Raw genomic sequence first — 22,106 nt, 5'->3', positions numbered from 1 at the left:
GTGCTTCTGCGCTTCTCTTTTCTCGTCGGTTTCCCATGCATACCCCACGGCAGCGCGTAGCGCTGTGCCGAAGCTATTTCGTGCTGAACCAGCGCGCTAAACGTTCTAGCGTGTCAGACCGTGCGCGGTCCAAGCCCGAAGTGGCCTACGAGGGAACTCGCTACAGAAGCCACGAGCGAGGAGAAGAATGCCCAAATTGCGTGTGACCGCGGGCGTATCGGGCTGCTTTCTTTAGTGACTGCCGCCCCGCACAGGGGCAACGCTTATAAACCGACACGCAAACGGGATCCGGCGAAACCCACACGCATGCCACCCCATACGGGTAAACGCAAATTCAACAATATAAAACGCCTTGTACAATGATAAACATATAACCGAAATCGAAGCAATTCGCACCCGAGCCCGAAGCGTCATGCAACGACGACGAGAGAAGGCTCCACGATGGAGACGATCGAATGTCCGTGAACTACGCCACGCTGCGTTTCGACTACGCCCGCGCCCCCGAGCACGATGCGCCCGCATCCTCGCCATATCCCGTCGCCGTGATCGGCGCAGGCCCGGTGGGTCTCGCGACAGCGATCGATCTCGCGCAGCAGGGCGTACGCACCGTCCTCCTCGACAATGACGACACCGTATCCACCGGCTCACGCGCGATCTGTTTCGCCAAGCGCACGCTGGAAATATTCGATCGTCTCGGCTGCGGCGACAGGATGATCGAAAAGGGCGTGAGCTGGAACGTCGGCAAGGTGTTCCTGCATGACGATCTCGTCTACACCTTCAATCTTCTGCCGGAAACGGGGCACGCGCGTCCCGCATTCATCAACTTGCAGCAGTACTACGTCGAAGGCTTTCTCGCGGAACGCGCAATGCAGATGGAGCACCTGCAATTGCGCTGGAAAAGCAATGTGATCGGCGCGACGCAACACGACGAATATGTCGAACTGCAAGTCGAAACGCCCGACGGCGTCTATCCTCTGAAGGCGCAATACGTCGTGGCCGCCGATGGCGCACGCAGCCCGATGCGCCGCGCGCTCAATCTCGATAGCCACGGCCGTACGTTCAAGGACCGCTTTCTGATCGCCGACGTGAAGATGAAAGCGCCGTTTCCGACCGAACGCTGGTTCTGGTTCGATCCGCCGTTTCATCGCAATCAGTCGGTGCTGCTGCATCGCCAGCCGGACAACGTATGGCGTATCGATTTCCAGCTCGGCTGGGACGCGGACCCCGTCGCGGAAAAAGAACCCGAACGCGTGATTCCACGCGTGAAGGCGCTGCTCGGCGAAGACGCCGAATTCGAACTGGAGTGGGTGAGCGTCTACACGTTCTCGTGTCTGCGCATGGATAGCTTCAGACATGGCCGCATCATCTTCGCGGGCGATTCGGCGCATGGCGTGTCGCCGTTCGGCGCTCGTGGCGCGAACAGCGGCGTGCAGGATGCCGATAACCTCGCGTGGAAGCTGAAGCTCGTCGTCAATGGCGATGCACCGCCCGCGCTGCTCGATACCTACGCTTCCGAGCGCGAATACGCCGCCGACGAAAACATCCTCAACTCGACGCGCGCCACCGATTTCATCACGCCGAAGAGCGCGGTTTCACGCCTCTTTCGCGATGCGACGCTCAAGCTCGCGAAGGATTGCGCGTTCGCGCGGCGCATGGCGAACAGCGGCCGGCTCTCGGTGTCCGCGGTGCTGCGCGACTCGACGCTCAACACGCCCGATGCAAACGACGATGCCTTCGACTGCGCGATGATCCCCGGCGCGCCATGCGTGGATGCGCCCGTGCGCGTCGATGACCGCGATGCGTGGCTGTTGCCGCAAACCCATGGCGGCGCGTTCACGGGCATCTATTTCTGCGGGCTGGGCCACGGCCCCGACGTCTGCGCGCAAAGTCTCGCTGAATTGTCGAAGGCGCCGCTGCCGGTGCGTACGCTGATCGTCGTGCCGAGAGGCATGGCCTGCACGGTGCCGGGCGTGACGGTGGTGGAAGATGTCGAAGGCATGGTCGCGCATCGCTTCGACGCGCGGCCGGGCACGTTCTATCTGCTGCGTCCCGATCAACACGTGTGCGCCCGCTGGCGCACCTTCGAAGCCGCATCGGTCACGGCGGCGGTCAAGCGCGCAACCTGCAACGGATGATGAATCGTATGAAGCTCAATCTCGAACTGAATATCGCGGACCATGACGCGTTCTACGAGCGTCTCATCGACACCCATAACGGGCTTACCGATGAAGAAAGCCAGATGCTCAACGCGAAGCTGATCCTGCTGCTGGCGAATCATATCGGCGACAACGACGTGCTGAAGGAAGCGTTGACGATGGCGCGTCACGGCCTCGCCGCCAGTTAAATCTTCAGCACGATGCCCGCGCGCTCGCAGATAAACGCACCGATGCCCGCGATGTCGTCGAGCGCGAGCAGCGGCAACGCGGAATCGATCGCGGCGGGCTCATCGGTTGCGATTGCCACGATCTCCACATCGGTCTTGTAGAGCGGCTCGCGGCCAGCCGACGGCCGCACGACTTCCAGACGCGGCATCGCCTCGCGCGCGAATCCTTCGACGATCACGAGGTCCGCGTGCGACAGCCGCGCGGCCAGCTCGGTAAGCGGCGGCTCCGCGTCGCCGTTCAGCTCACGCACGATCGCATACCGGTAAGGCGATGCGATCAGCACTTCACCCGCGCCCGCGCGCCGAAAGCGCGCACTGTCCTTGCCCGGCGGCTCAAGTTCGATCGAGTGATGACTGTGCTTGATGACGTTGACCGTGAGGCCGCGTGCGCGCAGCCACGGCAGCAGCGCTTCGATCAAGGTGGTCTTGCCCTGGCCCGAGCGGCCCGAGATGCCGAATAGCGGCGGATGGTGCGGATTCATGCGAAGGGTCGGCACTTTGTTCTGGTTTCGATCAGGCGAGTTTAACGGGTCGATGGCGAGCGAGGACAAATCGCGCTATCGTCGGGCATTGCCTTTGCGGCACTTCACGCCAGCGCGCGCAACGCGTTTCCGACCCTCATCGCGCGAGGCAGCAATCAAAGGATCTCCGACATGGCCGAAGACAATCCCAGCACCGCTCTCGCACCGCAGCAGTTTTCCATCGACGTGATGCTCGAAAAATATGCCAAGGGCGACGAGACGCGCGTCGAGGATATTTATCGCCGCGTGGCGCGCGGTGTCGCGCAAGCCGAGCCGAAAGAGGCACGCGCGAAGATCGAAGCGGAGTTCGTCGACAACTTCCGGCGCGGCGCGCTCGGCGCAGGCCGCATCATGAGCGCGGCAGGCGCGGGCATCGACGCGACGCTCATCAATTGTTTCGTGCAGCCGGTGGGCGACGCGATCCAGAGCGTCGACAGCAACGGGCTACCAGGTATCTACGTCGCGCTGTTGCAGGCGGCCGAGACGATGCGTCGCGGCGGCGGCGTCGGTTATAACTTCTCCGCGATTCGTCCGCGCGGCGCGCGCGTGCATTCGACGGGATCGGCGGCGTCGGGTCCATGCAGCTACATGGACGTGTTCGATGCGTCGTGTCGCACGGTGGAAAGCGCCGGCTCGCGGCGCGGCGCGCAGATGGGCATTCTCGATTGCTCGCATCCCGACCTGCTCGAATTCATCGCGGCAAAACATACGAAAGGACGCTGGAACAATTTCAACGTATCGGTCGCGGTGACCGACGAATTCATGCAGGCCGTCGCCGACGACGCCACCTGGCAGCTCACGCACAAGGCCGAGCCTTCGCCCGCGCAGCGTGCGGCCGAAGACATGCACCAGCGTGAAGATGGACTGTGGGTCTATCGCGAAGTGAAGGCGCGCGAAGTGTGGAACACGATCATGCGCTCGACCTACGACGTCGCGGAGCCCGGCGTCGTGTTCATGTCGCGCATGAACGACGACAACAACCTGCGCGCGGTCGAAGCGATTCGCGCGACCAATCCATGCGGCGAACAGCCTTTGCCCGCATACGGCTGCTGCAATCTCGGTCCGCTCAATCTCACGCGCTTCGTGAACGATCCGTTCGCGCAGATGCGCGGCGGCGTGCCGTCGTTCGACTGGGACGGTCTCGCGCGCACGACGCGCACGCAGGTGCGTTTCCTCGACGACGTGCTCGACGTCACGCTCTGGCCGCTCGACGAACAGGCGCGCGAAGCGGAGGCGAAGCGCCGTATCGGCGTCGGTTTCACGGGTCTCGGCGACACGCTCGTGATGCTCGGCCTGCGCTATGACGAACAGGAAGGGCGCGACTTCGCCACGCGCGTTGCGCGCACGATGCGGGATGAAGCGTACCGCGCGTCCGTCGAACTCGCGAAGGAGCGCGGCAAGTTTCCGCTCTTCGATGCGAAACGTTATCTGGAGGAGGGCACGTTCGCATCGCGCTTGCCGGACGACATCAAGAGCGCGATTCGCGAGCACGGCATTCGCAACAGCCATCTGCTGTCGATCGCGCCGACGGGCACGGTGAGCCTCGCGTTCGCGGACAATGCATCGAACGGCATCGAGCCTGCGTTCTCGTGGACGTATCAGCGCACGAAGCGCATGGCGGACGGCTCGCGTCAGACCTTCGCCGTGGAAGATCACGCCTACAGGCTGTATCGCGAGATGGGCGGCGATGTGAACGCGTTGCCCGCGTACTTCGTCAGCGCACTGGAGATGTCCGCGCACGATCACATGGAGATGATGGCGGCGGTGCAGCCGTTCGTCGACACGTCGATCTCGAAGACCGTGAACGTGCCCGCCGATTATCCATTCGACAAGTTTCAGGATCTCTATTTCGAAGCGTGGCGGCGCGGCCTGAAGGGGCTCGCGACGTATCGGCCGAACGAGACATTGGGTGCGGTGCTTTCCGTCACGCCCGCTGAAACGCCGAGCGATTCGCCGGACCCCGAACTCGATCTCGACCCGCTGCGCATCGCGATTGATCATCGGCCACGAGGAGAATTGCCCGCGATCATCGAGAAGGTCGAGTATCTGACGCAGGCGGGGAAGAAGTCGATCTATCTCGCGGTGTCGTTCATCGAGGTGACAGGGCGCATCTCGGGTGAAGACGTGACCATCGAGCGGCCCATCGAATTCTTCATTCCCACCGGCCAGCGCGACGAATCGCAGCAATGGATCACGGCAACGATGCGTTCGCTGTCACTGGCCGCGCGCGGCGGCTTTGCGGCGCGCACCTTGCAGGACATGCGCAAGGTGTCGTGGGATCGCGGACAGGTGCGTCTCGGCGATGTCGAACGGCTCGATGGACATCGCAGCCCGCGCTGGCACGATTCGGAAGTCGCCGCGCTAGCGTATGCGATCCAGCAGATTCTTCATCGCCGCGGTTTTCTTGATGCAGAAGGAAACCACGTACCGTCGCGCGTGCTTGCGCGCAAGGGTGCCGATCGCGCGCCGCATGCAGTAGCTGTAGCGGACGAGGGCGAAGAAGTATCCGAGGGTATCGCGCGAGTCGAGATCGATCCGCATAGCCTTCCCCTGATGCACGGCCGAAAGTGCGCGACATGTGGTGCGAATGCAGTAATCCGCAAGGATGGCTGCGACTTCTGCACGGCGTGCGGCGAAATCGGCGCGTGCGGTTGAGTTGAAGAAAAAAAGGCGCGGGCTTTCGTCCGCGCCTTCTCTGTCACGCTCGATGCGAGCGTTCGGTCTTGCTCTCTTCGTGCGATTCGTGCGCAACATCCGACCCATGCGATGCGTGCTGCGTGAACGGATGCCATACCGGCGTGAGCGAAGGAAGTTCGTCGAGAAGCGAGAACTGATCGAGCGATGTGTTTTCGAACATGATGACCTCTTGAATCTTTTCCTGACGATGCGATCAGCGCGCCGTCACGTTTGCATGCGTGGCCGAGCCATTGGCGTACTCGACGATCTCACGGTTGCGCGCTTCCGCTTGCGCGGCGACGGCATCGCCCCACATGCTGCGCTCGGGATAGGTGTTGCGGTTCAATGCGGGCAGCGAGCCATTCGAATACGCAGCGACGAGTTCGGCACGTACTTGCGCGCGGGTCTTGGGCGTATCGCTCGCGCTCGCTTGCGTCTGCGTCGAAACCTGATACGTGCCCGCGCGGCCGATGCCCTGGCCGCCCTCCGCAAATGCGGTGGTCGAGACGACGGCGGAGATGGCGGCGAGAGAGAACCCCGTGATGAGCTGTTTCATGCTTGCGACTCCTTTCTTTCCGATGCGGCGTGCGGGCAAATGCGGATTGCATTCGGTGTGAAGCACGCTGCGTTAGGAGCGAATGTAGCCGCGCGGACCGGGCGGATAAATGCCGTATCAGCGAATAGATTTATCGATTTCGGCGAATAATCGTGCGCAGGCTTGATGGGCGGGCGTTTGCGGCCCGCGTCAAACGAGTTGCTTATGGAAGAAAGTGGTCCCGCATGGCGTGCCGTCGGGCATCAACGCGTAGTTCGGCACCACGCCCACGCGCTGCCACCCTGCGCGCTCGTAGAGACGCTCGGCATCGCCGCCGGTGACGGTGTCGAGCACGAGAACAGACTTGCCGGCGTCGCGCGCCGCATCGTCGGCGGCTGTCATCAGTCGGCCTGCAATGCCCTGGCGCCGCGCTCGACGCGCGACGAGCATCTTCGCGACATCGGCGCGATGCGGCTGATTCTCCGGTTGATCGATGACGAGCTGCACCGTGCCCAGCACATGCCCTTCAGCGTTCTCGGCGACGAGCAGTATGCGTTCGTCGCGCGCGACGCCATGTGCGACGCGCGTCCAGAACGCGAGAGCCGTCGCGCGTGAGATCGGCAACATGAAGCTGACGGATGCGCCGCCTTCGACGCAATCGATGAGCACATCCGCCAGCGACTCGACATACCCCGCTACTTCGTTCGCGCCTATGCGGCGCACGGTGACGTTTTCGTTCATTGGTGTTCTTGTCCCGCTTGCAGCGCCGCCAGCGGTGGATGGTTAGCTATGCGACGACATCCTCGGTGCCCGCCACTTCCGGCGTGCCGTGACGCACGATGGTCGGCGACGACGTGCTCGTCGGCAGGCAGCGCTCTTCCGCATCCTTCTGACCTTGCAGCAGCGGGCAACGCTCGAACAGTTCGGCGGCCCAGTCGACGAACACGCGCACCTTCGGCGAAAGATGGCGGTTATGCGGGTACACCGCGGAAATCGGCATCGGCAGCGGATTCCATTGCGGCAACACTTCGACGAGCTCGCCCGCGCGCAGATGCGGCAACGCCATGAAGCGCGGCACCTGAATGATGCCGACACCCTTCAAGCCGCAGCTCAGATACGCTTCGGCGTCGTTTACCGCGATCATGCCGCGCATCTTCACTTCGATGGTTTCATCGTCGATGACGAAGTCCATGTCCATGACGCGTCCCGTGCGGCTCGAAAAGTAATTCACTGCCGTGTGATTCTGCAAATCCTCGATCGTTTTCGGTGTGCCGTTGCGTTCGAGATATTGTGGAGCCGCCACCGTCACACCCTGGAACACGCCGATACGCCGCGCGACCAGACTCGAATCCTGCAGCGTGCCCACGCGAATCACGCAGTCGACGCCTTCCTGAATCAGATCGACCGGTTTGTCGCCGAAGCCCATCATCAGCTCGATATCCGGATAGCGCGTGTGGAAATCGCATAGCTGCGGCATCACGATGAGCCGCCCGATCGCGCCCGGCATGTCCACGCGCAGCTTGCCGTGCGGACCCTTGCCGTTATTCGAGAACGAACCTTCCGCTTCTTCGATGTCGGCGAGGATGCGTACGCAGCGCTCGTAGTACGCCGCGCCATCGGGCGTGAGATTGAGCCTGCGCGTCGTGCGCTGGAGCAGCCGCACGTTCAGATGCGCTTCCAGATTCTGGATGATCGTCGTGACCGAAGCGCGCGGCAGATTGAGCGTGTCCGCTGCGCGCGAAAAGCTGTTGGTGTCTACGACGCGAGTGAAGACCTGCATTGCCTGAAGCCGATCCATGTTCTCTCACCTTCCTTGACTAGCGATGCGCTAATTAAGCGCGCGCTAAAGAGTGGCCGAAAAAAACAATCGCAAGGGATAACCACGATTGTTCGGTGCGACCGAATTGTGTTGCCGGATTATAGGCATTTATCTAAAAAGGCGCGGACTCCAGAATTCGGACCATCGCAACTCATGCGTGAAGGCCTTGCAGAATCGGCCCTGCACCGAAAATAACCATGGCAACACTGTTGGATCTCGAGTCGGGCCCGCGTTTGTGCATCGAGGATGTGCACATCACGGGACACGCGCAACCGATTACCCTGCGCAGCTATCGCCCGGCGTCGGACGGCACGGTGCTGCCCATCGTTCTGTACTTTCACGGCGGCGGTTTTATTCGCGGCGGACTCGACGACGCGGATATCGCCGCGGCGACCATTGCGCGCGATACGCCCGCCTGGGTCGTCGCGGTGGGCTATTCGCTCGCGCCGAAATTTCCGTTTCCCGCCGCGCCGGAAGACGGTTATCGCGCGGCGCAATGGGCTGTCGCGCATGCTCGTTCGCAGCGCGCGGACCCGCAGCGCATCGGCGTCATGGGCCATGACGCGGGCGGCAATATCGCCACGTGCGTCGCGGCCATCGCGCGCGATCGCGGTGATATTCGCATGTCCGCGCAAGCGCTGCTCGCGCCGCTGCTCGATCCGAGCATGACGCGCCTCGCCGACGAACGCAAAGTGTTGTGCCCCGATTTCGAAGCATGCGAATGCGCGCAGTGGTATCGCGCGTATCTGCCGAATCCGTCGCAGCGGCTGCATCCATATGCGGCGCCGCTCGAATCGCGCCGTCTCGCGGGCCTGCCGCCCGCGCTCATCGCGAGCGCCGAGCACGATCTTCTGCATATCGAAGCCGAGAAATACGCGGGCGAACTGATCGCGGCGGGTGTCCCGACCGAAGTCACGCGCCACGGCAAGACATCGCATCAGGCGCTCGCCGCGCATCCCGATGCGCTCGCCGATGTCGTCACGTTCTTCAGAAAACGGCTTGCGCGCGGGAAATGAGCGCAAGAAACGGCACGCCGCACACGCACCAGACAACAACAATCTCAACGTAACCGGAGCCTTTGACCATGTTATTCACTCGCAAACGCATCTACGCCGCGCTGGGCGCGACGCTGATCGTCGCCGGCGCGGGCGGCTATACCGCCTGGCGCGGTCACGGCGACGCGGCGATCAATCAGGCGCAAGCCGCCGCACACAGCCCGACCGCCACCGAGGTGGACGTGGCGACCGTGGTCTCGAAGACCATCACCGATTGGCAAAGCTATTCGGGCCGGCTCGAAGCCGTCGATCACGTCGACATTCGTCCGCTCGTGCCGGGCACGATCGTCGCCGTGCATTTCAAGGATGGCCAGCTCGTGAAGAAGGGCGATCCGCTCTTCACGATCGATCCGCGTCCCTACGAAGCCGAAGTGGATCGCGCGCAGGCGCAGATCGCAGCGGCGCAGGCTCGCAATGGCTATACGTCGACCGATGCGGCGCGTGCGGAACGTCTGCTCGCCGATAACGCGATCGCCAAGCGCGACTACGACGAGAAGCAGAACGCCGCGCGCGAGGCCGTCGCCAATCTGAAGGCCGCGCAGGCTGCGCTCGAAACTGCGAAGATCAATCTCGCCTATACGCATATCGTCGCGCCTGTCGCGGGCCGCGTATCGCGTGCGGAACTCACGGTCGGCAACATCGTATCGACGGGCGCGAACGCGCCTTTGCTGACGACGCTCGTATCGGTCTCGCCGATCTACGCATCGTTCGATGTCGATGAACAGACGTACTTGCGCTATCTCGGCCGCGACGCGGGCAGCGCCGTGCCAGTGTCGCTCGGTCTCGCGAACGAGGACGGTTATTCGCGCGATGGCGTCGTCGATTCGGTCGACAACCGGCTCGATACCACGTCCGGCACGATCCGCGTGCGCGCGCGCTTCAACAACCCCGACGGTACGCTCGTGCCGGGTCTCTATGCACGCGTGAAAGTGGGCGGCGGCACGCCGCACCCGGCCGTGCTCGTGGAAGACGAAGCCATCGGCACCGATCAGGACAAGAAGTACGTCATGGTCGTCGACAAGGACAACCGCGTGCAGTATCGCGAAGTGATCACCGCGCAGACGCATGAAGGCCTGCGCGTGATATCGAAGGGCCTGCAGCCAGGCGAGCGCATCGTCGTGAACGGCTTGCAGCGTGTGCGCCCGAACGATGTGATCAAGGCCAACAACGTCGCGATGAACGACAGCGATGCACCCGTCGTGAAGACCGCATCCGCACAGTGATGCGCGTCATCCGCAACTGACAGAACTCGTCATGAACATATCCAAATTCTTCATCGATCGCCCGATCTTTGCGGGCGTGCTATCGGTGGTCGTGCTGCTGGCGGGCATCATTGCGATGTTCAAGCTGCCGATCTCCGAGTATCCGGAAGTCGTGCCGCCTTCGGTCGTCGTGCATGCGCAGTATCCCGGGGCGAACCCGAAGGTGATCGCGGAGACCGTGGCCTCGCCGCTCGAAGAGCAGATCAACGGCGTCGAGGACATGCTCTACATGCAGTCGCAAGCCAATAGCGACGGCAACCTCACGACCACCGTCACGTTCAAGCTCGGCACCGATCCTGACAAGAACACGCAGCTCGTGCAGAACCGCGTGAACCAGGCGCTGCCGCGCCTGCCGCAGGATGTGCAGCGCCTGGGCGTGACGACCATCAAGTCGTCGCCGACCTTGACTATGGTCGTCCACCTGAACTCGCCCAACGGCCGTTACGACATGACGTATCTGCGCAACTATGCGCTGATCAACGTGAAGGACCGGCTCGAACGCATCGCGGGCGTGGGCGAAGTGCAGTTGTGGGGCTCGGGTGATTACTCGATGCGCGTATGGCTCGATCCGCAAAAGGTCGCGCAGCGCGGCATGACGGCGACGGATGTCGCCAACGCGATCCGCGAGCAGAACGTGCAGGTCGCCGCGGGCGTGATCGGCGGTTCGCCGACGCTGCCGAATGTGCCGCTGCAACTGAACGTGAACGCGCGCGGCCGTCTCACGAGCGAGTCGGAGTTCCGCGACATCGTGTTGAAGACGTCGCCGGATGGCGCGGTCACGCATCTCTCCGATGTGGCGCGTGTGGAACTCGCCGCATCGGAATATGGCTTGCGCTCGTTGCTCGACAACAAGTCGGCCGTTGCAATCGCGATCAATCAGCAGCCGGGCGCGAACTCGCTGCAGATCTCCGACGAAGTCCGCAAGACGATGAAGGAACTGCAAGCAGACATGCCGGCGGGCCTGGAATATCAGATCGTCTATGACCCGACGCAGTTCGTGCGTTCGAGTATCGAAGCGGTCATTCACACGCTCGCGGAAGCCATCGCGCTGGTCGTGCTCGTCGTGATCGTGTTCCTGCAAACGTGGCGCGCATCGATCATTCCATTGCTCGCGGTGCCGGTGTCGATCGTTGGTACGTTCTCGCTGCTGCTCGCGTTCGGCTTCTCGATCAACGCATTGTCATTGTTCGGGATGGTGCTCGCGATCGGTATCGTCGTCGACGATGCGATCGTGGTCGTCGAAAACGTCGAGCGCAACATCGAAGCGGGGTTATCGGCGCGGGAGGCCACGTATCAGGCGATGCGCGAGGTGAGCGGGCCGATCATCGCGATTGCGCTGACGCTCGTCGCCGTGTTCGTGCCGCTCGCGTTCATGTCGGGTCTCACGGGCCAGTTCTACAAGCAGTTCGCGATGACCATCGCCATCTCGACGGTGATCTCCGCGTTCAATTCGCTGACGCTGTCGCCGGCACTCGCCGCGCTCCTGCTCAAGGGGCACGACGAGCCGAAGGACTGGCTCACGCGTGGCATGGATCGCGTGTTCGGCGGCTTCTTCCGCGCTTTCAACAAGGTGTTTCATCGCGGTTCGGATGCGTATGGCAAGGGCGTGAAGAGCGTCATCAATCGCAAGGCGCTGATGATGGTCGTGTATGCCGTGCTGCTCGCTGGCGCCGTGCTGATGGGCAAGGTTGTGCCGGGCGGCTTCGTGCCCGCGCAGGACAAGGAGTATCTGATCAGCTTCGCGCAGTTGCCGAACGGCGCATCGCTCGATCGCACCGAAGGCGTGATCCGCCAGATGTCGGATATCGCATTGAAGCAGCCGGGCGTGGAAAGCGCGGTCGAATTCCCGGGCTTGTCGGTGAACGGCTTCACCAACTCGTCGAGCGCGGGCATCGTGTTCGTCACGCTGAAGCCTTTCAAGGAACGCGTGCATGACAAGGCGCTGTCGGCGAATGCGATTGCCGGCGCGTTGAATCAGAAGTACGCGGGCATCAAGGGCTCGTTCATCGCCGTGTTCCCGCCGCCGCCGGTGCTCGGCCTCGGCACGCTCGGCGGCTTCAAGATGCAACTTGAGGATCGCGGCGCGCTCGGCTATGCGGCGCTCGCCGATGCGACGCAGGCGTTCATCAAGCGCGCATCGCAGACGCCCGAACTCGGCCCGACGTTCTCCAGCTATCAGATCAACGTGCCGCAGTTGAACGTCGATCTGGATCGCGTGAAGGCGAAGCAACTGGGCGTCTCGGTGACGGACGTGTTCGACACGATGCAGGTCTATCTCGGCTCGCTCTACGTGAACGACTTCAATCGCTTCGGACGCGTGTATCAGGTGCGCGTGCAGGCGGACGCGCCGTTCCGTGCGAATCCGGAAGATATCGGCTTGCTGAAGACGCGCAACGCGAATGGCGACATGGTGCCTTTGTCGTCGCTCGTGAAGGTGACGCCGACGTACGGCCCCGAGATGGTGGTTCGCTATAACGGCTACACCGCGGCCGACATCAACGGCGGCCCGGCGCCGGGCTACTCGTCGGGTCAGGCGCAGGCGGCGGCTGAACGCATCGCGGCGGAAGTGCTGCCGCGCGGGATCAAGTTCGAATGGACCGATCTCACGTATCAGCAGATCCTCGCGGGCAACGCGGCGCTGTGGGTGTTCCCGATCAGCGTGCTGCTCGTGTTCCTCGTGCTCGCGGCGCTGTATGAAAGCCTGACGCTGCCGCTCGCGGTGATCCTGATCGTGCCGATGAGCATTCTGTCCGCGTTGGTCGGCGTATGGCTCACCGATGGCGACAACAACATCTTCACGCAGATCGGCTTGATGGTCCTGGTGGGCTTGTCGGCGAAGAACGCGATCCTGATCGTCGAGTTCGCACGCGAGCTGGAGATGCAGGGACGCTCGATCGTGCAGGCCGCGATCGAAGCGAGCCGGCTGCGTCTGCGCCCGATCCTGATGACCTCCATCGCGTTCATCATGGGCGTGGTGCCGCTCGTGGTGTCGACGGGAGCGGGTTCGGAGATGCGTCACGCGATGGGCGTCGCCGTGTTCTTCGGCATGTTGGGCGTGACGCTCTTCGGTCTGATGCTGACGCCGGTGTTCTACGTGATCCTGCGCAAGCTGTCCCGCACCGAGCATGTGACGGACAAGCACGGCTCGCATCCGCAGATGCGCGGTATCGGTGCCTCCTACGAGGCGCAATGAGGTCGATGATGATGAACAAGCTACATATCGTATCGAGTCTGATGGCCACGCTGTTGCTGGTGGCAGGCTGCTCGCTCGCGCCCACTTACGAGAAGCCGGACGTCAGCGCGCCGTCCGCCTACAAGGAAACGCCGCAACAGACGCTCGACGCATCCGAGGCGGGCACCTGGAAGACCGCGCAACCTTCGGAAGAGATGTTGCGCGGCGAATGGTGGACGATCTTCGACGACGCCACGCTGAACGATCTGGAAAAGCAGGCACAGGATGCGAACCAGAACCTGAAGGCGACGGCGGCGCGCGTGAAGGAAGCGCGCGCGATCAACCAGACGGCGCGCGCGGGCCTGTTCCCGACGCTCGACGCGGGCTTCGGCCCGACGCGCGAGAAGTTCTCGCCCGCATCGCAGTTCCTGCCGGCCGATGGCAACGTGCCCGCGCAAACGCTGTGGCGCGCGCAGGCGAGCGTGTCGTATGAAGTGGACCTGTTCGGCCGCGTGTCGAACTCGGTGCAGGCCGCCAACGCCGACACGCAGCAAAGCGAGGCGCTGTTCCGTTCGGTGCAGCTTGCCTTGCAGGCGGACGTCGCGCAGAACTACTTCAATCTGCGCGAGCTGGATGCCGAAACTGATGTCTTCACGCGCACGGTGCAGTTGCGCGAGCAAGCGCTGAAGCTCGTGCAGAAGCGCTTCACGGAAGGCGATATCAGCGAACTCGACGTCGCGCGCGCGAAGTCGGAACTCGCGACCGCGCGTTCGGACGCGATGACGGTCCAGCGTCTGCGCGCGGCGTCGGAACATAGTCTCGCGGTGCTGCTCGGCAAGGCGCCCGCCGAGTTCTCGATGGCGGCGAATCCGCTCAAGCAGGTGACGGTGCGTGTGCCGCCGGGATTGCCTTCGGCGTTGCTCGAACGCCGTCCGGATATCGCGGCGGCGGAACGCGCGATGGCGGCGGCCAATGCGCGCATCGGTGTGGCGAAGGCGGCGTTTTTTCCGTCGTTGACGCTGACGGGTTCGGGCGGCTTCGAATCGGCGACGCTCGGCGATCTTTTCAAATGGTCGAGCCGCACGTTCCTGCTCGGGCCGTTTGCGGGCACCGCGCTGAATATCCCGATCTTCGATGGCGGTCGTCGCAAGGGCAATCTCGCGAATGCGCGTGCCGTGTATGAAGAGGATGTCGCGAATTATCGGCAACAAGTGCTGGTTGCATTCCGCGAGGTTGAAGACAATCTTTCCGATCTGCGCATCCTCGAAGGTCAGACCGCGACGCAGGACGATGCTGTGAAGGCTTCGGTGCGGGCCGCGCAGCTTTCGCGGACGCAGTACACCGAAGGGGCAGTGAATTATCTCGATGTCATCGATGCCGAAAGGACGGTGCTTCAGACGCAGCGCGCGTCGGTGCAGTTGCAGGGGACGCAGGCGGTATCGACGGTGAATCTGATTCGCGCGTTGGGGGGCGGTTGGGGCGATGCCATGCCCAAGCCTGTCGTGGAGCCGAGTCTCGCGCAGAAGTAGGTTTTGTTTTTTGGGTTTTCGTCGCCGGGTCCCGAATACGAGATCCGGCGAAAGTCTGTTTACTCGATAAACAAAACCGATTGTTCGTCGAATGGAACATATGTCTTCACCTACGGAGCGTTTATCCGCAAGCCCCAAATCCATAAAATTCTAACTATGGGATAGGGAGCCGAAGATGAAAGACTTGATTGCAAGACAACTGTATCAGCCGGCGGTGGTGCTGCCACTGCTACTGTTGACGCGCCTGATGGTCACGCTCGACTTCAATCTCGCGCAGGTGATGTTCGTGATCATGCTGAGAGGTTCGCAGCACGCGTATCAATTCGCGCTGCGTCTTGCAACGGCACGTCAGCGCAGCAATGCCACAGTGAAGCATCTTCCCTGCAGCAACTGCTGCTGACGCAAGCCGCGACAATATCGACGCTCAATAGATCTCGGGAACGTACATCTCATCCGGCACAGGCTGCCGCAGATAATCGGGGTTGAACACACGAGCCGGCAACTCGATCTGCTGATGTTCGATCTCGTGATACGGCACCTGACTCAGCAGATGATGAATGCAGTTCAGTCGCGCCCGCTTCTTGTCGACGGCCTGCACGACCCACCATGGCGCTTCGGCGATGTGCGTGCGCTGAAGCATCACTTCCTTCGCCGCCGTGTACGCTTCCCATCGGCGGCGGCTTTCCAGGTCCATCGGGCTCAACTTCCATTGCTTGAGCGGATCTTCGATGCGCGCCTCGAAGCGCACTTCCTGTTCGTCGTCGGTGATCGAGAACCAGTACTTGATGATCTGGACGCCGCTGCGCACTAGCATCTTCTCGAACTCGGGGACCGAGCGAAAGAATTCTTCATACTCGGCGTCGGTGCAGAAATTCATCACACGTTCGACGCCCGCGCGGTTATACCAGCTGCGATCGAACAACACGATCTCGCCAGCCGCCGGCAAATGCGACACATAACGCTGGAAATACCACTGCGTGCGTTCGCGGTTGTTCGGCGCGGGCAGGGCCGCCACGCGGCACACACGCGGATTCAGCCGTTGCGTGATGCGCTTGATCGCGCCGCCCTTGCCGGCGGCGTCGCGTCCCTCGAAGATCACGACGAGCCGATGCCCCGTATGCACGACCCAGTCCTGCAACTTCACGAGCTCGCCCTGCAGACGGAACAGTTCGCGGAAATAGGTCTTGCGTAATTGCCGCTCTTCTTCCGAGAAGGTCGATTCGCCGTCCAGGAAGCGATCGTCGACCTCCATCTCGAACTCTTCGTCATAACTGTCGATGATATCGGCGTGAAAACGGCGCTGCTTGTCCGTCGTGTTCATGAAGGGCTCCGTGGGCGTTCTGGGGCGGCCGCCGGATCGAAACCGGTCGCGGCGCGGAACCGCCGATTATGCCGATATTCGATGGCATTCATATGACAGCGGCTGATTCGGGCATTGTAGTAACGCGATGTCGCGCACCGTTAGAATGTTCCCGCACTTCGATGGCATGCCGATGGCATTGCCAGCCTCCATTCAACGCCCACAGCGAGCGAACCCGATGACCGCAACGATCCAGAGTTTCGACGAAGCCCAAACCGCGCGCCTCGTGCCGTACGACCGGCTCGTGGACACGCTCGCCGCGACGATGCTCGATTACGCGGCGGGCCGCATCGTAAGTCCCGAGCGCATGGTGGTGCCGATCGAGGGGGGCGTCATGCTCTCGATGCCCGCGAGTGCCGCCGATCTCGCGATGCACAAGCTTGTGAACGTCTGCGCTGGCAACGGCGCGCGCGGTCTGCCGACGATCCACGGCCAGGTCACCGCCTACGATGCCGCGACCGGCGTGCCGCAGTTCATGCTCGACGGCCCGACGGTGACGGGTCGCCGCACGGCCTCGGTGTCGATGCTCGCGATCCGCGCGCTTCATGCCGATGCGCCGCGCGAAGTGCTCGTGATCGGCACGGGCAAGCAGGCGGCGTATCACGTCGAAGCGCTCGCAGCGGTTTATCCCGAAGCGCGCATTCGTGTGCAGGGCTCGCGTCCGGGGCGCGCCCGTGAATTTTGCGCGGCGCATGCGTCGGCGTCGGGCAATCTCGCCGCGTTGGACGAAGCCACGATCCCCGATTCGATCGATGTCGTCATCGCCGCGACCACGAGCAAGACGCCCGTCTACACGATGCCCGCGCGCGCGGGCCGCCTCGTGATCGGCGTGGGCGCCTTCACCGCCGATGCCGCCGAGATTGACGCCGCGACCGTTCATGCGAGCGAGCTTTATGTCGACGATCCCGCCGGTGCGCGGCACGAAGCGGGCGATTTCATTCTCGCGGGCATCGACTGGAGCGCGGTGCATGCGCTGGCCGAAGCGCTCGCGACATCGTCGAGCACCGTCGATGCCGCGCGTCCGGTGATGTTCAAATCGGTCGGCTGCGCGGCGTGGGATCTGGCGGCATGCCGCGTGGCGCGCGCGGTTTTGTCGGAAGAAAGCGGGACAGCGTAGAGTGATCGAGCTTGGAACGGTACTTGCTGGAGGTTTACAAATATGGACGGGCGCAAAGCCCCACCGCACAAACGGCGCAGCAATGCGCCACAGCAACCGAGCCAGTGAACCAACCCATGAAAAGTCGATACGACAGCAAATGGCATCCGTGGATTCCCGCGCGCGAAGACGGGCGCGAAGGCGCGGGCGGGGAGCGCCAGGCGGCTTCCCAGGGAAGCGCCTCACCGCCAGCGGCCTACTTCATTTCCGTACTGGAGCTTGCCACCGGCGAGAAGCTTGGAAGTGACGAGCGCGTGCGCGCCGTGGCCATGCTCGAATCGCAATTCGGCGAAGGCCGGCCGCGCACGCTGAAAGAAGCGGTCCGTATCTGCGCCGCCGCGATCGATTCATCCACCTTGCAGCGCATGGCGCGTGGTGCGAAGGCGTAATCAAAAACATATCGGACGAGGCGCGTTTTTTCACACGAGTGTAAAACGCGCGTGCCGCCGAAAGCGCGCATTCGTTCGAAACGCGCGCCTTACTCGCCTATTTGACAGTCTGAATCACCTCGAATCCTTCGAACTCCGGGTGGCCGAGATAAAGCTGGCGCGTTTCGCCGCCGGCGTTGCGATGCGCCGCGCGAAACGCGTCCGAGCGCGTCCAGTCCTCGAAGGCTGCCTGATTTGCCCAGATCGTATGGCTCGAATAGAGAACGTGATCGTCTTTCGCGGGCCCTTTGAGCAGATGAAACTCGACGAATCCCGGTACGTCCTTGAGATGCGTGTCGCGGCTGGTCCACAGGCGTTCGAAATCGGCCTCGGCGCCGGGCACGATCTTGAAGCGGTTCATGGCGATATACATGTCGATGCGTTTCCTTCAACGTAAGCGGTCAAAAGTAGAAGATATCAGCCGCGCCCGAGTTCGACGATCGTCGTGAAGCCGCCGAAAAACATGCGCTGCGGGTCGAACGGCATGTCGCCGGATTCCATCATCGTCTTGAGGCGCGCGTCTTCCATCACCTTCGCGTTGACGCGGTCGCGCTCTTCACGCGATGCGTAGACGATATACGAGAACACGACAGTCTCGCCGTCCTTCAACTGCACGCTCTGCGGAAACGATGTGACCTTGCCCGGCTTCACGTCGTCGGCGAGGGTCTCCACGAACTGCAGCGCGCCGTGCTCCAGCCAGATCTTGCCGGCGGCTTCGGCCATCGCGCGGTAGGCGTCGATCTTGTCGATCGGCACGGGTACGACGAATCCATCCACGTAGTGCGCCATCTGAGTCTCCTGAATCGGTTCGGGAAAGGGCCGCGCATGCGATGCGCTGCTCGTTTGAGCGTTTTGTAAGGAACGAAGTTCAGGCGAGCGTCCAGGCATCTCCGGGCGACGCGCGTTTGAGCACGGTGGACGAAAGCGGCGCGAGGTCCATTCCGTAGACGGACGCGAGCGGCGTGCCGAGCACATGCGCCAGCGCCACTTTCACGACGATCGCATGCGTGACGACGATGCAGCGCTCGCGCGCATTCAGGCGGTCGATGAAGGCGAGCCCCTGCGCGACGCGAATCGCCAGCATGCCGACGCTCTCGCCGCCGTGCGGACGCGCGAGCGGGTCCGCGAGCCACGCTGCGACATGCTCCGGCTCGCGCTCGCCCGTCTCGCGGATGGACAGCCCACGCCAGCGGCCATAGTCGAGGTCGTCGAACGCGGGCACGATCTCGAACGCATTCGCGATCCATCCTGCCGTCTCGCGCGTCACGCGTGCGGGGCTCGCGATCACGCGCGTCTGGCCATTCGCGCGCAACGACGCGAGCACAGCGCGCCCTTCGTGCTCGGCGGGTTCGTCGCCGGTGGGAAAGCGGCCGGTTTTCATCGCGCGCGTGGCGGCGTGGCACAGGAGGATGAGTTCCAAGGGAGCGGGACCGGCGGGATGAGATCGTTTTACTTTGCCGTCAATCGTCATAGAATGGCAAGCTTGCAGTGCGAGGAAGCCGGTGCAAACCCGGCACGGTCGCGCCACTGTATGCGGTTCGTGTGTCGAAAGGCGCTGTGCCGCGAGTCAGACCCCGCTGCACGCTCTTCATCAATCGGGACGCGCTTTTCCCTGGAGAACCAAAATGAATGCTTCCAACGCGCCGGCCTTTTCCGCTCCGGTTTCCCCGTCGCTCGACGTACCCGTGCCCATTCCGGTGCGCGAAGTGCTGCCCTGGGCCGTATTCATCGGCCTGATTCTGTTGATCGCCATCTATTTCGTCGGGGCCGAGCAGGGCGCGACGTCGATTTTCTCGGGCACCTACGTCCACGAATTCGTTCACGACGGCCGGCATCTGCTCGGCTTTCCGTGCCACTGAGGTCCCGTCATGATTCGCACTTTGCTGATACGCGGCATGATCGCGGGATTGGTCGCGGGCCTGATCGGCTTCGGTTTCGCGCGTGCGTTCGGCGAGCCGTCGGTGGCGCGCGCGATCGCGTTCGAGGAGCAGCATGAGCATGCGCAGGCGCCGCATGAACATGACCATGCCGATGCATCGGCTACAGCAGCGCATTCGCACGATCACGGCGACGAAGAACTCGTCTCACGCGATACCCAAGCGGGCCTTGGTCTGCTGACCGGCGTTGCCGTATTTGGCACCGCGCTGGGCGGTCTTTTTTCGCTCGTGTTCGCGTTCGCTTATGGACGGCTCGGCGCGCTGCATGCGCGCGGCACGTCGGCGCTGCTGGCGTTGTTCGGCTTCGTGAGCGTGGCCATCGTGCCGTTTCTCAAGTACCCGCCGAATCCGCCGGCAGTGGGCAATCCCGAGACCATCGGGCCGCGCACGGCGCTCTTCTTCGGCATGGTGGCCATTTCGATCGCGGCGGCTGTGTTTGCCGTGCGGCTCCAGCGGCGCATGCAGGCGCGGCATGGCGGCTGGAACGCGACGCTCATCGGCGCGGCGGCGTATCTCGTCGTGATCGTGGTGGCGCAGGTCGCGTTGCCCCGTATTGATGAAGTCCCGGCCGAATTCTCCGCATCGCTCTTGTGGAATTTCCGGCTCGCCGCGATCGGGATTCAGGCGCTGATCTGGGCCGCGCTCGGTCTCGTGTTCGGCGCGCTCGCGGCGCGGGAACTGGAACGGCCGGCAGTCAGGCGCATGGCCGCGGCTTGAACGGCCGCGTTGCCTATTTCGTTATCGCCGCACGCCGCGCAAGCAGTTCGTCGAATAAGGCGAGTTTCGCGGCGTCATCCATCGCGCGGAAGGTCTTGATCTCTTCGCGGCTTCGAAAGCAGCCGAGGCACAGCCCGTTATTGGCATCGAGCTTGCAGACGTCGGTGCAGGGCGAGCCGACTGGTTGCTGAGTTTTGGCGCGTTCGATCGTGAATGCGAGGTCGAGCGGCGTGCGAATGTCTGGCGTGGTCGTCATAGTGATTCACCGCGAAAGAGCGCGGCGGCTGCGGCCGGATTCGACGGCCAGTATGCGTGCATGTAGGTGGCCGTGACCGGGCCGTGTCGATAAAGCGCTTCGCCCGATGTGCCGGTGGTCGCGTGCGTTGCCTGAAGCGTGGGCTGCATCGGCGTCTGCAAGGTCGAGTAGTGGAACGTGTGGCCCGTCATCGGGCCGTGCGTCGTGTCGATACATTGCATCGCGAGGCGCGACAGCTTGCGTTGCATCGCGGCGTCGCCGGGCAGAATGCCGAGCATCGCGTGCCGGGTGCCTTCGATGTCAGTCAGCGTGTCGAGCAGATACAGCATGCCGCCGCATTCCGCGACGACCGGTTTTGCTTGCGCGACGTGTTCATCGATGGAAGCGCGCGTGCGCGAATGCGCGGCGAGCGCGGCGGCATGCAGCTCGGGATAGCCGCCGGGAAGATAGAGCGCATTGGCATCGGCGGGCGCGGGTTCGTCGGCGAGCGGCGAGAACGTGCTGATGCGCGCACCCATCGCGACGAGCAGATCCACATTCGCCGGATAGACGAAGGAAAACGCGGCGTCGCGCGCCATCGCGATATGCAGGCCTTCGAGCAGACGCGGCGGTGCGGGAAGCGTGGCATCGTCGAAATGAACCGGCGGTGGCAGATCGGCGAGCGCGGTTTGCGCGATGGCGTCGGCGGCGCGTTCGAGCCGCGCGTCGAGGCCCGCGACTTCTTCGGGCTGCGTGAGACCGAGATGACGTTCGGGCAATGCGATATCGTCGGCATTCGACAGATGGCCGCAATAGCGCAAGCCCTCGGGAATCGTCTCCGACAGCATTTGCGCATGACGCGCCGACGCGACGCGATTCGCGAGCACGCCATGAAACGGCACGTCCGCGCGATAGCGCGCGAGCCCGAACGCGATGGCGCCGAAGGTTTGCGCCATGCCGTGCGCGCCGATCACCGCGAGCACGGGCACGTTGAACGCGGCGGCGAGATCGGCGCTGCTCGGCGTGCCGTCGAACAGACCCATCACGCCTTCGATGAGAATGAGGTCCGCCTCGCGCGCCGCGTGCGCGAGCAATGCGCGGCACGCGTCGAGCCCGACCATCGACAGATGCAGCGAATAGACGGGCGCGCCGCATGCGCGTTCGAGGATCATCGGATCGAGAAAATCCGGACCTGTCTTGAAGACGCGCACCTTCAGGCCACGTCGCGTGTGATAGCGCGCGAGCGCGGCCGTCACCGTGGTCTTGCCTTGATGCGACGCACTCGCGCCGATGAAAAGAGCGGGGCAGTCCGGCATCGCGC

Annotated in this window: 23 protein-coding genes and 1 riboswitch; of the genes, 12 read left to right on the top strand and 11 right to left on the bottom strand. The window is 63.1% G+C overall.

The features are described 5' to 3' along the window. The first annotated feature begins 455 nt into the window (after window positions 1-455). Together BTHE68_RS17910 and BTHE68_RS17905 are read left to right on the top strand one after the other, a co-directional pair. Window positions 456-2,135, top strand: a complete 1,680-nt coding sequence (locus tag BTHE68_RS17910; protein WP_162067629.1) for an FAD-dependent oxidoreductase — start codon at window positions 456-458, stop codon at window positions 2,133-2,135. Next, on the top strand, window positions 2,135-2,344 hold the full coding sequence (locus BTHE68_RS17905) for a DUF2783 domain-containing protein (RefSeq protein ID WP_061174989.1): 210 nt from the start codon (window positions 2,135-2,137) through the stop codon (window positions 2,342-2,344). Before BTHE68_RS17910 ends, BTHE68_RS17905 begins: the two co-directional genes overlap by 1 nt. Here the strand turns inward: BTHE68_RS17905 and mobB are convergent. Beyond that, window positions 2,341-2,865, bottom strand: coding sequence for a molybdopterin-guanine dinucleotide biosynthesis protein B (gene mobB, locus BTHE68_RS17900; protein ID WP_162067628.1), 525 nt, complete (start codon window positions 2,863-2,865; stop codon window positions 2,341-2,343). The two genes, BTHE68_RS17905 and mobB, sit on opposite strands and share 4 nt — an antisense overlap. 171 nt (window positions 2,866-3,036) lie before the next feature. Here mobB and BTHE68_RS17895 point away from each other — a divergent pair, with 171 nt between their 5' ends. Further along, complete coding sequence (locus BTHE68_RS17895; protein ID WP_162067627.1) at window positions 3,037-5,559, top strand: adenosylcobalamin-dependent ribonucleoside-diphosphate reductase; 2,523 nt, start codon at window positions 3,037-3,039, stop codon at window positions 5,557-5,559. A gap of 43 nt (window positions 5,560-5,602) precedes the next feature. Here BTHE68_RS17895 and BTHE68_RS36640 read toward each other — a convergent pair whose 3' ends face one another. From BTHE68_RS36640 to BTHE68_RS17880, 4 genes are all read right to left on the bottom strand, one after another. Further along, window positions 5,603-5,761, bottom strand: a complete 159-nt coding sequence (locus tag BTHE68_RS36640; RefSeq protein WP_174258067.1) for a hypothetical protein — start codon at window positions 5,759-5,761, stop codon at window positions 5,603-5,605. A 33-nt stretch (window positions 5,762-5,794) separates the two neighbouring features. After that, window positions 5,795-6,136 (bottom strand): DUF4148 domain-containing protein, encoded by a 342-nt coding sequence (locus BTHE68_RS17890; RefSeq protein ID WP_061174988.1) that lies wholly within the window; start codon window positions 6,134-6,136, stop codon window positions 5,795-5,797. A gap of 189 nt (window positions 6,137-6,325) precedes the next feature. Continuing rightward, complete coding sequence (locus BTHE68_RS17885) at window positions 6,326-6,856, bottom strand: GNAT family N-acetyltransferase (RefSeq protein WP_162067626.1); 531 nt, start codon at window positions 6,854-6,856, stop codon at window positions 6,326-6,328. Between the two features lie 46 nt (window positions 6,857-6,902). Beyond that, window positions 6,903-7,913, bottom strand: a complete 1,011-nt coding sequence (locus tag BTHE68_RS17880) for a LysR family transcriptional regulator (protein WP_162067625.1) — start codon at window positions 7,911-7,913, stop codon at window positions 6,903-6,905. Between the two features lie 218 nt (window positions 7,914-8,131). Between BTHE68_RS17880 and BTHE68_RS17875 the strand changes: the two genes are divergently transcribed. From BTHE68_RS17875 to BTHE68_RS17855, 5 genes are all read left to right on the top strand, one after another. Continuing rightward, on the top strand, window positions 8,132-8,950 hold the full coding sequence (locus BTHE68_RS17875; protein WP_061174946.1) for an alpha/beta hydrolase: 819 nt from the start codon (window positions 8,132-8,134) through the stop codon (window positions 8,948-8,950). 68 nt (window positions 8,951-9,018) lie between these two features. Next, the gene (locus BTHE68_RS17870; protein WP_162067624.1) at window positions 9,019-10,212 is read left to right on the top strand and encodes an efflux RND transporter periplasmic adaptor subunit; all 1,194 of its coding nucleotides are present in this window, start codon (window positions 9,019-9,021) and stop codon (window positions 10,210-10,212) included. Between the two features lie 31 nt (window positions 10,213-10,243). Then, window positions 10,244-13,444: an efflux RND transporter permease subunit gene (locus BTHE68_RS17865; RefSeq protein ID WP_162067623.1), complete on the top strand. Its 3,201-nt coding sequence runs from the start codon at window positions 10,244-10,246 to the stop codon at window positions 13,442-13,444. Then, complete coding sequence (locus BTHE68_RS17860) at window positions 13,441-14,952, top strand: efflux transporter outer membrane subunit (RefSeq protein ID WP_286202787.1); 1,512 nt, start codon at window positions 13,441-13,443, stop codon at window positions 14,950-14,952. The genes BTHE68_RS17865 and BTHE68_RS17860 overlap by 4 nt, the downstream gene beginning before the upstream one ends. Window positions 14,953-15,127: 175 nt before the next feature. Next, entirely contained in the window at window positions 15,128-15,352 is a 225-nt protein-coding gene (locus BTHE68_RS17855; protein WP_061174942.1) for a hypothetical protein, read from the top strand. A 24-nt stretch (window positions 15,353-15,376) separates the two neighbouring features. Here BTHE68_RS17855 and ppk2 read toward each other — a convergent pair whose 3' ends face one another. Continuing rightward, entirely contained in the window at window positions 15,377-16,273 is an 897-nt protein-coding gene (gene ppk2 / locus BTHE68_RS17850; RefSeq protein WP_162067622.1) for a polyphosphate kinase 2, read from the bottom strand. Window positions 16,274-16,490: 217 nt separating this feature from the next. Between ppk2 and lhpI the strand changes: the two genes are divergently transcribed. After that, complete coding sequence (lhpI, locus tag BTHE68_RS17845) at window positions 16,491-17,429, top strand: bifunctional Delta(1)-pyrroline-2-carboxylate/Delta(1)-piperideine-2-carboxylate reductase (RefSeq protein ID WP_162067621.1); 939 nt, start codon at window positions 16,491-16,493, stop codon at window positions 17,427-17,429. A 23-nt stretch (window positions 17,430-17,452) separates the two neighbouring features. Further along, the gene (locus BTHE68_RS17840; RefSeq protein WP_232077947.1) at window positions 17,453-17,857 is read left to right on the top strand and encodes a hypothetical protein; all 405 of its coding nucleotides are present in this window, start codon (window positions 17,453-17,455) and stop codon (window positions 17,855-17,857) included. Window positions 17,858-17,954: 97 nt separating this feature from the next. Here BTHE68_RS17840 and hmuQ read toward each other — a convergent pair whose 3' ends face one another. From hmuQ to BTHE68_RS17825, 3 genes are all read right to left on the bottom strand, one after another. Further along, window positions 17,955-18,269: a heme-degrading protein HmuQ gene (gene hmuQ, locus BTHE68_RS17835; protein ID WP_106853142.1), complete on the bottom strand. Its 315-nt coding sequence runs from the start codon at window positions 18,267-18,269 to the stop codon at window positions 17,955-17,957. Between the two features lie 44 nt (window positions 18,270-18,313). After that, complete coding sequence (locus tag BTHE68_RS17830; RefSeq protein ID WP_162067620.1) at window positions 18,314-18,685, bottom strand: DUF1428 domain-containing protein; 372 nt, start codon at window positions 18,683-18,685, stop codon at window positions 18,314-18,316. 79 nt (window positions 18,686-18,764) lie between these two features. Continuing rightward, window positions 18,765-19,316, bottom strand: coding sequence for a histidine phosphatase family protein (locus tag BTHE68_RS17825; protein ID WP_162067619.1), 552 nt, complete (start codon window positions 19,314-19,316; stop codon window positions 18,765-18,767). A 49-nt stretch (window positions 19,317-19,365) separates the two neighbouring features. Continuing rightward, window positions 19,366-19,492: riboswitch (cobalamin riboswitch) on the top strand. 29 nt (window positions 19,493-19,521) lie between these two features. Between BTHE68_RS17825 and BTHE68_RS17820 the strand changes: the two genes are divergently transcribed. Continuing rightward, complete coding sequence (locus tag BTHE68_RS17820) at window positions 19,522-19,755, top strand: CbtB domain-containing protein (protein WP_162067618.1); 234 nt, start codon at window positions 19,522-19,524, stop codon at window positions 19,753-19,755. 9 nt (window positions 19,756-19,764) lie between these two features. Further along, complete coding sequence (locus BTHE68_RS17815; protein ID WP_162067617.1) at window positions 19,765-20,550, top strand: CbtA family protein; 786 nt, start codon at window positions 19,765-19,767, stop codon at window positions 20,548-20,550. 13 nt (window positions 20,551-20,563) lie between these two features. Here BTHE68_RS17815 and BTHE68_RS17810 read toward each other — a convergent pair whose 3' ends face one another. Both BTHE68_RS17810 and BTHE68_RS17805 read right to left on the bottom strand, forming a co-directional pair. Then, entirely contained in the window at window positions 20,564-20,806 is a 243-nt protein-coding gene (locus tag BTHE68_RS17810) for a DUF1289 domain-containing protein (RefSeq protein WP_162067616.1), read from the bottom strand. Beyond that, a complete protein-coding gene (locus BTHE68_RS17805; protein WP_162067615.1) occupies window positions 20,803-22,101 on the bottom strand; it encodes a cobyrinic acid a,c-diamide synthase CobB in 1,299 nt (432 codons plus the stop codon). Before BTHE68_RS17805 ends, BTHE68_RS17810 begins: the two co-directional genes overlap by 4 nt. Window positions 22,102-22,106 lie beyond the last annotated feature (5 nt).

It is taken from the genome of Burkholderia sp. THE68, from assembly GCF_009938265.1.
GTDB lineage: Bacteria > Pseudomonadota > Gammaproteobacteria > Burkholderiales > Burkholderiaceae > Caballeronia.
This window is presented reverse-complemented; position numbering and strand designations above follow the sequence as displayed.